This window comes from Thermostichus sp. MS-CIW-15 (assembly GCF_054060575.1).
The window spans coordinates 38,508-50,712 of record NZ_JBSSDI010000020.1 but is presented as its reverse complement, the minus strand read 5'-3'; the positions used below and the strand labels follow the sequence as shown (position 1 = coordinate 50,712).

14 protein-coding genes are annotated in these 12,205 nt (G+C 61.5%); 4 read left to right on the top strand and 10 right to left on the bottom strand.

Annotation, left to right across the window (positions count from 1 at the left end; all coding sequences use genetic code 11):
* Window positions 1-140: 140 nt before the first annotated feature.
* Window positions 141-1,544: a 3-isopropylmalate dehydratase large subunit gene (gene leuC / locus ACVW0R_RS08880; RefSeq protein WP_457501935.1), complete on the top strand. Its 1,404-nt coding sequence runs from the start codon at window positions 141-143 to the stop codon at window positions 1,542-1,544.
* A gap of 61 nt (window positions 1,545-1,605) precedes the next feature.
* Here the strand turns inward: leuC and thiD are convergent, their stop codons facing one another.
* The 9 genes from thiD to ACVW0R_RS08835 all read right to left on the bottom strand — a co-directional run bounded on the left by thiD (window position 1,606) and on the right by ACVW0R_RS08835 (window position 6,781).
* A complete protein-coding gene (gene thiD / locus ACVW0R_RS08875; protein WP_228375400.1) occupies window positions 1,606-2,430 on the bottom strand; it encodes a bifunctional hydroxymethylpyrimidine kinase/phosphomethylpyrimidine kinase in 825 nt (274 codons plus the stop codon).
* Window positions 2,431-2,650: 220 nt separating this feature from the next.
* Window positions 2,651-2,851: a hypothetical protein gene (locus ACVW0R_RS08870; protein ID WP_011429198.1), complete on the bottom strand. Its 201-nt coding sequence runs from the start codon at window positions 2,849-2,851 to the stop codon at window positions 2,651-2,653.
* Between the two features lie 69 nt (window positions 2,852-2,920).
* Entirely contained in the window at window positions 2,921-3,238 is a 318-nt protein-coding gene (locus tag ACVW0R_RS08865) for a 2Fe-2S iron-sulfur cluster-binding protein (RefSeq protein ID WP_168173317.1), read from the bottom strand.
* Window positions 3,238-3,495, bottom strand: coding sequence for a DUF1816 domain-containing protein (locus ACVW0R_RS08860; protein WP_011429200.1), 258 nt, complete (start codon window positions 3,493-3,495; stop codon window positions 3,238-3,240). The genes ACVW0R_RS08865 and ACVW0R_RS08860 overlap by 1 nt, the downstream gene beginning before the upstream one ends.
* 46 nt (window positions 3,496-3,541) lie before the next feature.
* Window positions 3,542-4,606 carry a 23S rRNA (guanosine(2251)-2'-O)-methyltransferase RlmB gene (gene rlmB / locus ACVW0R_RS08855; RefSeq protein WP_011429201.1) on the bottom strand — a complete coding sequence of 355 codons (1,065 nt, stop codon included), beginning with the start codon at window positions 4,604-4,606 and terminating at the stop codon, window positions 3,542-3,544.
* Between the two features lie 32 nt (window positions 4,607-4,638).
* The gene (locus ACVW0R_RS08850) at window positions 4,639-5,070 is read right to left on the bottom strand and encodes a ribonuclease III domain-containing protein (protein WP_011429202.1); all 432 of its coding nucleotides are present in this window, start codon (window positions 5,068-5,070) and stop codon (window positions 4,639-4,641) included.
* Between the two features lie 384 nt (window positions 5,071-5,454).
* Window positions 5,455-5,931, bottom strand: coding sequence for a photosystem I reaction center protein subunit XI (locus tag ACVW0R_RS08845; RefSeq protein WP_011429203.1), 477 nt, complete (start codon window positions 5,929-5,931; stop codon window positions 5,455-5,457).
* Between the two features lie 125 nt (window positions 5,932-6,056).
* Entirely contained in the window at window positions 6,057-6,176 is a 120-nt protein-coding gene (locus ACVW0R_RS08840; RefSeq protein ID WP_011429204.1) for a photosystem I reaction center subunit IX, read from the bottom strand.
* 59 nt (window positions 6,177-6,235) lie between these two features.
* A complete protein-coding gene (locus ACVW0R_RS08835; protein ID WP_011429205.1) occupies window positions 6,236-6,781 on the bottom strand; it encodes a photosystem I reaction center subunit III in 546 nt (181 codons plus the stop codon).
* 166 nt (window positions 6,782-6,947) lie between these two features.
* Between ACVW0R_RS08835 and tsaD the strand changes: the two genes are divergently transcribed.
* Window positions 6,948-8,048: a tRNA (adenosine(37)-N6)-threonylcarbamoyltransferase complex transferase subunit TsaD gene (gene tsaD, locus ACVW0R_RS08830; RefSeq protein ID WP_457501934.1), complete on the top strand. Its 1,101-nt coding sequence runs from the start codon at window positions 6,948-6,950 to the stop codon at window positions 8,046-8,048.
* On the opposite strand, the gene mnmG is transcribed toward tsaD, so the two are convergent.
* The gene (mnmG, locus tag ACVW0R_RS08825) at window positions 8,009-9,943 is read right to left on the bottom strand and encodes a tRNA uridine-5-carboxymethylaminomethyl(34) synthesis enzyme MnmG (RefSeq protein ID WP_457501933.1); all 1,935 of its coding nucleotides are present in this window, start codon (window positions 9,941-9,943) and stop codon (window positions 8,009-8,011) included. The two genes, tsaD and mnmG, sit on opposite strands and share 40 nt — an antisense overlap.
* 295 nt (window positions 9,944-10,238) lie before the next feature.
* Here mnmG and thrC point away from each other — a divergent pair, with 295 nt between their 5' ends.
* Both thrC and ACVW0R_RS08815 read left to right on the top strand, forming a co-directional pair.
* The gene (gene thrC / locus ACVW0R_RS08820) at window positions 10,239-11,579 is read left to right on the top strand and encodes a threonine synthase (RefSeq protein ID WP_457501932.1); all 1,341 of its coding nucleotides are present in this window, start codon (window positions 10,239-10,241) and stop codon (window positions 11,577-11,579) included.
* 93 nt (window positions 11,580-11,672) lie between these two features.
* Window positions 11,673-12,197 (top strand): fasciclin domain-containing protein, encoded by a 525-nt coding sequence (locus tag ACVW0R_RS08815; RefSeq protein WP_099812536.1) that lies wholly within the window; start codon window positions 11,673-11,675, stop codon window positions 12,195-12,197.
* The last annotated feature ends 8 nt before the right edge of the window (window positions 12,198-12,205 follow it).

Sequence of the window (12,205 nt, the reverse complement as noted above, 5' to 3'; positions counted from 1 at the left end):
TAAACAGAAAGATCAACTGGTAGTAATCCGTACTGAACATATTATACATTATTTTCAGTATAGTTGAGCTTATTATTGACTAGAGTCATGCTCTACGGAAAGCAGCTCAAAACTGGCTTGGCCGCAGGCCGGAGAGGAAGATGAGCGAGAGGACGTTGTTCGACAAAGTCTGGGACGCCCATACGGTGCGGGTTTTGCCCTCGGGGCAGACGCAGTTGTTCATCGGCCTGCACCTCATCCACGAGGTCACCAGCCCCCAGGCTTTTGCCATGCTGCGGGAGCGCCATCTGCCGGTTCTCTTTCCGGAGCGGACGGTGGCTACGGTAGATCACATTATCCCTACAGACAACCGGGCGCGACCTTTTGCGGATCCCTTGGCAGAGGAGATGATCCAGGAGCTGGAGCGCAACTGTCGCCAATATGGCATCCGCTTCTACAACAGCGGCTCCGGCCAGCAGGGGATCGTGCATGTGATTGCGCCGGAGCAGGGGCTGACGCAGCCGGGGATGACCATTGCCTGCGGCGATAGCCACACGTCTACCCATGGGGCCTTTGGGGCCATTGCCTTCGGCATCGGCACCAGCCAGGTGCGGGACGTGCTGGCCACCCAAACTCTGGCCTTGTCCAAGCTCAAAGTGCGCCGCATCGAGGTGCACGGCAGGTTGGGGCCGGGGGTTTACGCCAAGGATGTGATCCTCCACATCATCCGCAAGCTGGGGGTCAAAGGCGGGGTGGGCTACGCCTACGAATACGGCGGCAGCACCATCGAGGCCATGAGCATGGAGGAGCGCATGACCCTCTGCAACATGTCCATCGAGGGGGGAGCCCGCTGCGGCTACGTCAATCCCGACGCGGTAACCTTTGAGTATCTAAAGGGACGGGAGTTTGCTCCTCAGGGATCCGACTGGGAGGAGGCAGTGGCCTGGTGGCAAAGCCTGGCCAGCGGCCCCGACGCCGTCTACGACGACGTGGTGGTGTTTCAGGCCGCAGAGATCGCCCCCACCGTAACCTGGGGAATCACCCCTGGTCAGAGCATTGGGGTGGACGAGCGGATCCCGGCACCGGAAGAGCTGCCGGAAAGCGAGCGGGAGCTGGCCAAGGAAGCCTATGCCTACATGGGCTTGCGGCCGGGGGATCCCATCGTGGGCACGCCAGTGGATGTCTGCTTCATTGGCAGTTGCACCAACGGCCGCTTGAGCGATTTGCGGGAGGCGGCCAAGATTGCCAAAGGACGGCGAGTAGCGCCTGGAGTGAAGGCGTTTGTCGTGCCCGGCTCGGAGCGGGTCAAGCAGGAGGCGGAACGCGAGGGCCTGCGCGAGATCTTTGAGGCGGCAGGGTTTGAGTGGCGGGATCCCGGCTGCTCCATGTGTTTGGCCATGAACCCAGACCGCCTCGTAGGCCGGCAGATTAGCGCCTCTTCTTCCAACCGCAACTTTAAGGGTCGCCAGGGATCCCCCAGTGGGCGCACCCTGCTCATGAGCCCGGCCATGGTGGCGGCGGCGGCCGTGAGCGGCAAAGTGGTGAACGTGCGGGAACTGCTCTAGCCAGCGGGGCCGTTCAACCTCCCCCGGCAGCCTGAGCGGCTGCCGGCTGCGAAGAAGGGGGCTAAGACTGGAGAAGCGGGTAGAAGTGCCCCACCGGCCCTTGTCCTGCGCCGATGGCCAGAGGATGCCGCAGGGCTTCGGTAACATAGGCCTTGGCTGCTAGCGTCGCCGCCAAGGGATCCTTGCCCCAAGCCAGTTGCGCCGCAATGGCTGCCGAGAGGGTACAGCCGGTGCCGTGGGTGTGGCGGGTGGGGATGCGCTCGCTTTTGAGGATCTCCAGCCGCTCGCCGTCAAACCACACATCCACCCCCTGCAGTTCCCCTGGCATACCTCCCCCCTTGACCAAAACCGCCTTACAGCCCAGGGCGTAGATGCGGCGGCCCGCCTCCTCCATATCCGCCAATGACTGCAGCTCCATCCCTGCCAAAATCTGGGCCTCGTAGCGGTTGGGGGTAACGACCTGGGCCAGCGGGATCAGCCGCTCGCGGATGGCCTGGATGGCGTCTTCTGCCAGCAGCTTGGCCCCGGTGCGGGAGACCATCACCGGATCCACCACCAGCGGCTGCAGGGCCCACCGCTCCACTTGGCGGGCCACCTCCCGCACGATCTCGACATTGAGCAACATGCCGGTTTTGATCCCTTGCACCCCGATATCCTGCACCACCGCCTCAATCTGGGCGGCCACCGCCTCCGGCGGCAGCGCATCCACGCGGTTGACCCCGAGGGTGTTTTGGGCAGTTACGCAGGTGAGGGCGGAAGTGCCGTGGACGCGCTGGAAGGCAAAGGTGCGCAGATCCGCTTGAATGCCCGCTCCGCCGCCGCTATCGGATCCGGCAATGGTGAGGGCAACAGGGGGATGCTGCTCGGCCAACATTGGAGCCGACATTGGTTCAGATGTGGGGACAGACATTGGCCAAAGGACAAAAACTGCCGAGGGTACCGCTAGCCATTTCTGTCCTTCAGCGTAGCAACGAAATGATTCCCGCTAGCCTCTGAGGTCTTGGGAAAACTCTTTCAGACCCGATAGGCAACGCAGTTGCGAACGCGCCGGCGGCGCGGGCGCTATCCCCAACTCCCCTCTTCCTAAGGAGAGGGGTGGGCTGTCTTCAATCGGAATGGCCATCGTCGGTAGTAGCTACTACCTCCACCCAAGCCCTATCCCCCTCCACCGCCGTCAGGCTCCAGCGCAGAAGCTGAGCTGGCTGTCCTAGCTCCTGGGCCACCTGCTCGGTAAGGGATCCCTCCAGTCGAGCAGCAGAAACCGGCAGGCTTAGGGGCAGGGAAAGGCGGAGAAAGTGCAGCTTCACAGGCCGTTAGAACTCCTTTGAGTAACCCGCACAGAATTGCCCTCAACGGGGGTGGATATCCAAGCAGGGCTAGGAGCCAAACTGGAGACGATAGACCTCCTCCTCTTGGTCCGTCTCCACCTCTAGATCGGAAGTAGGATAGGCTACACACAGCAGCACAAAGCCCTGAGCCTTGAGTTCCGGCCCGATCCCCATGGCGTCAGGCTGGGCCACGGATCCCGACTTCAGCCTCCCTGCACAGGTGGTACAGACTCCCGCCTGGCAGGAAGAGGGCAGCTCTAGGCCGTGTTCGAGAGCCGCCTGTAAAACTGTCTGATCTGCCGCCGCGGTAAACCGGTAGGTTTGGCCCCGGTGATGAACGGTTACCTGGTAAACCATAGCCGTCATCAGGAACGAACCCGCGAAGGAGTGCGGACCACCGTCAGCGACTGCGGCTGGCGCATTTTCTTTATCTGAACCTCGATCTTCTCAGCCCCCTCCGCCTTCAGGTCGGCGATGTAGCGACCTTTATGCGCCTCTGCTTCTTTCTCGCTGGCGAAGGGGCCGTAGTAATAGGTGCAGTCGTCGGTGGTGATCTCAACCCAGACTGCTAGGCCCCGCAGCCTATCCAACAGCCAGACCAAAGGGTTGCCCACGGGATCCATCCCCCCTATTAAGCGCAAAGGATGACTCAGGATCTTTTGCAATCACCTAGATTCTACTGCCTTCGTTGAGGATTTGTTGAGAAATGTTTCGACCTCGGTGGGGGGAGCGCTGCCGGTGGATCTCGTAGAGGGCGATGCCCGCCGCCACCGAAGCATTCAAACTTTCCGTGCGGCCCGCCAAGGGGATCGACAGCAGTTGGTCGCAGTGGCGCTGGGTGAGCAAGCTGATGCCTTCCCCTTCGGATCCCACCACCAAGGCAATAGGTCGGCGAAAGTCGGCGCTGTAGATAGGGGCAGCCCCCTGGCTGGTGGTGCCATAGACCCAAAACCCCTGCCCTTTAAGATATTCCAGGGCGCGATTTAAGTTCACCACCCGCGCCACCGGCAAAGTAGAGAGGGCCCCCGCTGCCACCTTCATCACCGTCGCAGTGACGCCTGCCGCCCGCCGCTGTGGGATCACCATCCCCTGCATGCCAAACGCCTCCACGCTGCGGGCAATAGCCCCCAGGTTGTGGGGATCCTGGATCCCGTCCAGCACCACCAGCACCGGATGGGGGCCGGACTGGCGGCTCTGTTCCACCAGCTCTTCCAGATCCACATAGCGGTAAGGGGTGGCCTGGGCGGCGATCCCCTGGTGGTTGGCTCCAGCGGTGAGAAGGTTTAGCCGCTGGAGAGACACCTCATCGATGACGGTACCCCGTGCTTTGGCTTCTTCCAACAAAGACCAAAATTGGGGGCTGTAGCGCAACCGCGGCAGCACCCACACTCGGTTAAGGGTGGCCTGGCTTCTCAGCGCAGCCAACACGGTTTGGCGACCGTAGATGATCTCTTGTTCAGGTTCGGCTTCGGGATCCCGGTTAACCTGCAGCTCCCCGTCTTCTGGACTGGCAACGGGAGGGCTGGGATTTGGCTGGGGGCGCTCCTGCTCAGCCTTGCGACGAAGCGGCTTTACGGGCGGCTCTTGCGCCGCCGGCTGGAGATGGAGCGGGGAGCCCCCCTCGCGCCGTTTGGTCTGCTTGGGCTTGTTGAAGGGTTGCCCCGCCCCTTGCCGCTGCAGCTTGCTCCGGCGAGACAGCCGTAAGGGAGGTTTGCATTGGGAAGGCTTGGGCATGGGCAGAGAACGGTGCAGAGTAAAAGCCGATCTTAACCTTCCCCCTCGCCTATCGTCTTGGCCAAAACATCGGTGAGAGCGAGAATGTGGCGTAGCCGCTCGGGATCGGTGAGGTAAAGGTAGCCCAAGATGGTTTCCAGGCCACTGGCATTCTGGTAGTCGGCCAAGGGCAAGTGGCGGGGTGGACGACCGCAGCCGTTGCGGCCCCAGCGGACGATCTCCCGCTCTTCAGGGCTGAGATAGGGCAAAAGCGCCAACAACAATCTGGCCTGAGCAGATCCGCGTACCCGCCTTACCACCTGCCGATGGTAAAGCTCTGGCCGAGTGGGAGGAAACAACTGCTGCCGTCGCACGTGCAGTTCGTAAATGGCATCTCCCAGGTAGGCCAGGGCTGCAGGCGACAGGCGACCGATCTCAGCCAAAGAGAAGCTTGCAGAAGTGGGATCGGACAGGAGATCGCTCACGACAGCTTACAAAAACTATTTGGCTATTTGGAAAAATGCCTAGAACCGCTGCCGTCGGTTCATAGCAAATTCGAGACTCCACTGGCTGGCTCAGTCTATGCTAGGGCAAGCTTCCTGCCTTCTGCCAGTCTCACTGCTGCCCTGAACTTTTCCCTCGCCTGCTCAGGTTATTGGATCACAAAGACGCTGCAAGCCTTGAAAAGCCAGCTGAAACCCCGTCAAGAAGCTGGAGAGCAAAATCCAGGGAAGCTGTGGGCAAGCGGGCCGGCATCAACGCGAAAAGCTGGAAAGCAGAGCCCATCTGGCCAAGCCGCCGCTCAGCAGAGGATGGAGAGACTCGCAAGGCCGTCCAAGACAAGGGGATGGATGGAGAGGGGAAGCCGCTTAACCAAAATTGGGAAACAACAGATCTCCATTGAGCAGAAGCAGGTAGGCGACGATTGCCCCGCCCATGCCCCCTACCAAAAAGCCGGCGGCCAGTTCGCTCCAAGATTGGGATCCCTGCACCGGCCCGTCGTTGCGCTGCGGGGAGACGGTGCCGTAGAGAGAGAGAGCTGCCGTCATGATTAAGATCAGGCCACAGGCTCCCAGGAAACCGCTCAGCAGGCCGATGGGCTCGCTGCGCAGCGGCCCCAGCTTGGCAAAAGGCCCCACCAACCAATAGCCGTGGGCCATGCCAATTTCCAAACCCCGCCAAATGGAGCTCAATCCCGGCCGGTTGATGGGCAACCAGTCTATCAACAGACGGACAACAGGCGCGTGGTTGATCGGCGTCCAGAAATCGCCAATCTGCGGATCCCCTTCCGGGACGGCGATATATCCCCTATTAGGAGAAACGGTATCGGCAGTGGGTTCAACCATGTCGGCAACTCTGGTTCCAGTGCAAAAAGGGTTAGAAAAACCTCAAATTCCAAAAAGTCTGGCTTAAAAGACCAGGGATCCCTGTGGGTGTTGCTGGCGCGGCTGGGGATCCCTGGCTTGCGAGTTCAGAACGTCAAAATGTCGGGGAAGAAGCGGTTGATCTCGATGAACAGCGCAAAAACGAAGCTGGAAAACAAGATAAAGGCCACTGGAGCCGTGGTGAGAAACTTGGTGAAATCAGACATACACACCTCTCAAGTTGGATGGGTGAAGCTAAGCCAAAAGCCGAGGAGAAGCCCCTTCTTCAGCGAGGAGAGATGGGCACGGCCTCTTCCGGCTCCTGAATTTCGCCGCTGGCAATTTCCTTGAAAGCAGCGGCAGGCCAGGCCAAAGCCGTGAGGAAACAGCGCAGCGCCAAGGGGACGTCGATGATGCTTTCTTTCATCTCCGGCTCGTCGCTATTCCGGACAGCAATCAGATAGGAGCGCCCAGCCCAGCCCAGCCAGCCGGCGATGTAGAGGAAAAGCAGGCCAGGGATGAGAAACTCGCCTGCATGGCTCCAGCGGCCATCGGTAACCAGGTGGGGCAAGCCTTCTTCGCCACAGAGCAGCTTGCTGTAGCGCTCAAAGCGCTTCTCGGTTTGGGCCAACTTTTGCTGGTAGAGAGGAGCCAGGTTAGGGCTGGCATTGAGGATCTTCTCTTCGAGGCTGCTCAGCCGTTCGTTCATCAGGGCCTGAAAAGCGGGAACTTCGCTGCAAGGCTTCAGACCGATCAAGGGCTCTGCCTGCACAGCCTGGGCGAGGCCAAGCGCCAGGCAAAGGGCTAAAAGGAGACTCAAAAGGGTTCGCATAGCAGGATGTGTCCTTAAGCTAGGGGTCTAGGTCTGTTAAATGTGCAGGAATGCTAAGTGCAGCAACGGGCACTAAACGGTTAGTATCATACTCCCGAGTACCTCGCTCCAACGGATTGCGAGTTTTAGCTCACACAATTCTTAAGGAAACTCCCGCCTTTCCTCTATGCCCCGCCTCCTCGCCATTGAAACCAGTTGTGATGAAACAGCTGTGGCTGTGGTGGAGGCAGATGCGGCCTGGCCGACCTTTGCCCCACGGCAGCTCAGCTCTGTGGTGGCTAGCCAGATCGACCTCCATGCAGCCTACGGGGGCGTGGTGCCGGAGGTGGCTGCCCGCCGCCATGTGGAAACTCTGCCCTTTGTGCTGGAGTCCGCCCTGCAGCAGGCTGGGCTGGGCATGGCCGAGGTGGATGCTGTTGCCGTCACCTGTGCGCCGGGCCTGGTGGGATCCTTACTGGTGGGGCTGATGGCGGCCAAGACCTTGGCGCTGCTCTACAACAAACCTTTGATCGGGGTGCACCACCTGGAGGGCCACCTGTTCAGCGGCTTTTTGGCAGCAGCCGACTTGCGTCCCCCCTGCCTGGGCCTTTTGGTTTCAGGAGGCCACACCAGCCTGATCTGGATGAAGGACTACGGGGAGTACCAGACGATGGGCCGCACCCGCGACGACGCCGCCGGCGAAGCCTTTGACAAGGTGGCGCGGCTGTTGGGGCTGGGCTATCCGGGCGGGCCCCAGATCGACCGCTGGGCGCAACAAGGGGATCCCCATCGCTTTCCCCTGCCGGAAGGCAAGCTGGACCACCCCTACGACACCAGCTTCAGTGGCCTGAAGACGGCTGTGCTGCGCCTCGTCCAGCACTTGCAGCAGGAAGGCCAGGAGGAGCTGCCCATTGCCGACATTGCCGCCAGCTTTCAGGCCTGCCTAACGCGCGTCCTCACGGAAAAAGCAGTGGCCTGCGCCGAAGCTCTTGGCCTCTCAACCCTGCTGCTGACTGGCGGGGTAGCTGCCAACCGGGAGCTGCGCGCTCGCCTTCTGGAAGCGGGCCAGCAAAAGGGCCTGCGGGTGGTGATCCCGCCCCCAAACCTCTGTACCGACAACGCCGCCATGATTGGGGCAGCTGGCCTCTGTCACTGGCTGCGCGGGGAGGTCTCTCCCTTGGATTTGGGCGTGGCTTCGCGCATGGCGCTGGAGGAGATCCCTGCTCTCTACACGGCTGGGCGCAAAGATTACCGCGAGCTGCCAACAGGTTCTGCCGTCGCTCGCTGACGCTGTCTCACCTCGAGGTAGATGAGCAAGGCGTTGATGTCGGCAGGGTTGACGCCGCCAATGCGAGCGGCCTGGCCTACGGTCAGAGGCCGGACTGCTGCCAGTTTCTCCCGCGACTCTTTGGAGAGGGTGGGAATGGAGTGGTAGTCCAGATCGGGAGGCAGAGGGCGGTGGTACTGCTTGCTCACCTGCTCGATCTGGGCTTGTTGCCGCTGGATGTAGCCGCTGTATTTGACAGCAATTTCTGCTGCCTCCTGCTCAAAGGGATCCAGCTCCTCATTTCCCAACCCCAGCTCTAGCAGGTTGGCGTAGTGGATCTGGTTGCGGCGCAGGAGCTCAGCTAAGGTGGCGGATCCTTTGATCCCCTGGCCGGTCAGTTGGCTGAGGTGGATCCCGGCGGGGTCGTGGGCCTTGACCCGCTGGGTTTCTAGGCGCTCGATCTCGGCGGCAATGCGGGCCTGCTTGGCCTGGAAGAGGGCCCAGCGGCGGTCGTCGATGAGGCCCCATTCCCGCCCCAGGGGGGTGAGGCGTTGGTCGGCGTTGTCGGCGCGTAGGATAAGGCGGTATTCGGAGCGGCTGGTGAGCATGCGGTAGGGCTCCCGCAGCTCTTTGGTGCAGAGGTCGTCGATGAGGGTGCCAATGTAGCTGGACTCGCGCGGCAGCGTGACTAAGGGTTTGCCTTGCACCAATCGGGCGGCGTTGATCCCGGCGATCAGACCCTGGGCTGCTGCCTCTTCGTAGCCGGTGGTGCCGTTAATTTGGCCGGCACAGAACAGCCCCTGCACCTTCTTGGTCATCAGGGTGGGGTAGAGCTGGGTGGCCGGCAGATAGTCGTATTCCACGGCGTAGGCAGGCCGCAGCATGACGCACCGCTCCAGGCCGGGCAGGGAGCGCAGCATCTGGATCTGGATCTTTTCTGGCATCCCCGTCGAGAACCCCTGGATGTAGAGCTCCGGCAGATCCCGCCCCTCTGGCTCAATAAAAATTTGATGGCTTTCCTTGTCGGCAAAGCGGACGATCTTGTCTTCGATGCTGGGGCAGTAGCGGGGCCCCTTGGCCTCCACCCAGCCGCCGTAGACCGGCGTCTCGTGGAGGTTTTCGCGGATGATGCGGTGGGTCTCCGGCGTGGTGCGGGTGAGATAGCAGTCCATCTGCTCCCGCGGCACCCACACCTCCGGGTCAAAGCTAAACCAGCGCAGGTCGGGATCCCCTGGCTGCCGCTCCATCACGGAAAAATCGACGCTGCGGCGATCCACACGGGCAGGGGTGCCCGTCTTCAGCCGACCTGTCTCAAAGCCCAGTTGGCGCAGGGTGTCGGTCAGGCCTTCGACGGCAAATTCCCCCGCTCTGCCAGCAGGCTGCCAGTGGCGGCCAATCCAGATGCGCCCTCCCAGAAAGGTGCCCGTGGTCAGGATCACCGCCCCACAGCCGAAGACGCTGCCAAAATGGGTAACCACGCCCACCACCTCATCGTTGCGCCCCAGCACCAGGTCGGTGACAGTGCCCTCGCGGATGCTCAGATTGGGCTGGTTTTCCACCACCGAGCGCATTACCCGCGCGTACTCGCGTTTGTCGGTTTGCGCCCGCAAGGCCCATACCGCCGGCCCCCGCGAGCGGTTGAGCACCCGCTTTTGCAAATAGGTGCGGTCGGTAACTTTGCCCATCTCGCCGCCAAGGGCGTCGATTTCGTGCACCAGTTGCGACTTGGCCGGGCCCCCCACAGCGGGGTTACAGGGCTGCCAGGCGATCTTGTCCAGGTTCAACGTCAGCATCAAGGTATTACAGCCCAGCCGCGCTGCCGCCAGGGCCGCTTCACAGCCAGCGTGTCCCCCACCCACGACGATCACGTCATAGTGGTCGAGAAAGTCCACGTTGTCCCGTCCAACTTTGAGCATAGGATCGCCCCCGCGGAATACCGGGATCCCCTATCCCAATTAGGTTGTTACAGCTTGTTTCTCCAGTCTAGCGACGGATAGAGGGCTATCCCCAAATCTCGGCAAGAGAAAGCCAGACCTCCACCAGTCTGCCGCTCCGAGGTTGCCCAAACCGGCTAGGATCCCGCTCTCCCCAGCCGGATCTAATTCAGACTATTTTAGTCGGGTTTAGTTGACGGGGTCGATCGCGGGTGATAAGATTGCCCTCGACGACGGGTAAACAAGATCCAGCCCTTTCTCCTGTCTGAGGCTTCCTATGACCCAAACCCTTTCCCACCGCCCGCTCAGCCCTGCCGATTTGCCGCCCAGCTCGGCCTTGCGCACCCTCCAGGTGGGCTTTAGGCGCTTGCGCTGTCGGGAATGTGGGGCCGAGTATGAGCCGGTGGCCAAGCACGTGTGCGACCTGTGTTTTGGCCCCCTGGAAGTGGTCTATGACTACGACTGGCTCAAGAGCGTTGTCAGCCGGCAGAGCATCCAGGCCGGGCCGCTCTCCATCTGGCGCTACCGACCTTTCCTGCCGGTCCTTTCGGAGCGGCCCATCGATGTGGGCACCGGCATGACGCCGCTGGTGAAGGCGGAGCGGCTGGGCCGGCGGCTGGGGTTAAAAAACCTCTACCTCAAGAACGATGCCGTCAACATGCCCACCCTCAGCTTCAAGGATCGGGTGGTGTCGGTAGCCTTGACCCGCGCCAAGGAGCTGGGCTTTACCACGGTCTCTTGCGCCAGCACGGGCAATTTGGCCAACTCCACGGCTGCCATTGCCGCCCATGCCGGCCTGGAGTGCACTATCTTCATCCCGGCGGATCTGGAGGCGGGCAAGGTGCTGGGATCCCTCATCTACAATCCCACCGTCATGGCCGTGGAGGGCAACTACGACCAGGTGAACCGCCTCTGCGCCGAGGTGGCGGATCGCTACGGCTGGGGCTTCGTCAACATTAACCTGCGCCCCTACTACGCAGAAGGCTCGAAAACCTTAGCCTACGAGGTGGCGGAGCAACTAGGTTGGCAACTGCCGGATCAGGTAGTGATCCCGCTAGCGTCGGGATCCCTGTACACTAAGGTTTACAAAGGTTTTCAGGAGTTCGTGAAGGTGGGCCTGGTGGCAGAAAAGCCGGTTATTTTCCACGGCGCCCAGGCCCGGGGCTGTGCGCCCATCGCCCAGGCCTTCCGCGAGGGGCGGGATTTTGTTACTCCCGTTAAGCCGAACACCATCGCCAAATCCATTGCCATCGGCAACCCTGCTGATGGCATCTATGCCCTGGAGATTGCCCGCAAGACCGGCGGCCAGATCGAGACGGCCACGGATCCCGAGATCGTGGCCGGCATCAAGCTCTTGGCCGAGACCGAGGGCATCTTCACCGAGACGGCTGGCGGCACCACCATTGCCGTGCTCAAACGCCTGGCCGAATCGGGCCAGCTTGATCCTGAGGCGGTTACGGTAGCCTATATTACCGGCAATGGCTTGAAAACCCAGGAGGCGGTGCAGGCGCACGTGGGCCATCCGCTGGTGATCTCGCCCAAGCTGGAGAGCTTTGAACAGGCATTGGAGCGCGCCCGCACTCTGGAGCGGCTGGACTGGCAGGAGGCTTCGGTTTGAAGCGAGAGGGATCCCCCTGGGCTCTTAACGGCGTCTTAATGAAGAACTGTTACGATCCCTGGCACAGACCCACTCGCTCAGGAGCTCTGCACCATGCCTATCCTCCGTTCTGTCCGTCACTTTGCGCGTCGCTGCTTGCCGGTGGCAGTGGCGGTGTTGACCCCCCTTGCTTTGGCTCCCACGGCTCGGCCTCAGGGGCTGAACACCATTGCCGTTGAGCTGGAAACTTTGCCCAGCAGCTACTCGACGTTGGCGACGGCTTTGCGGGCGGCGGGGCTGAACACGGCGTTGGCGGGGCCGGGGCCGTTCACGGTCTTTGCCCCTTCCGATGTGGCCTTTGGGCAACTGCCGCCGGGCACCGTGGAGACGTTGTTGCAGCCGGCCAATCGGGATCAGCTCACCCGCATCCTCACCTATCATGTGGTGCCGGGGCGGATTACCTCGTTTGACCTGCGGCCTGGCCAATCGGCCACTCTGACCACCTTGGCGGGGCTGCCGCTGCGGGTGCAGGTGGGAGCCGATGGCAGCATCCGGGTCAACGGGGCCAATGTGAACTTGGCGGATATTCCGGTTTCCAACGGGGTGATTCACGGCATTGACGGGGTGCTGCTACCCTAGTCTTCTAA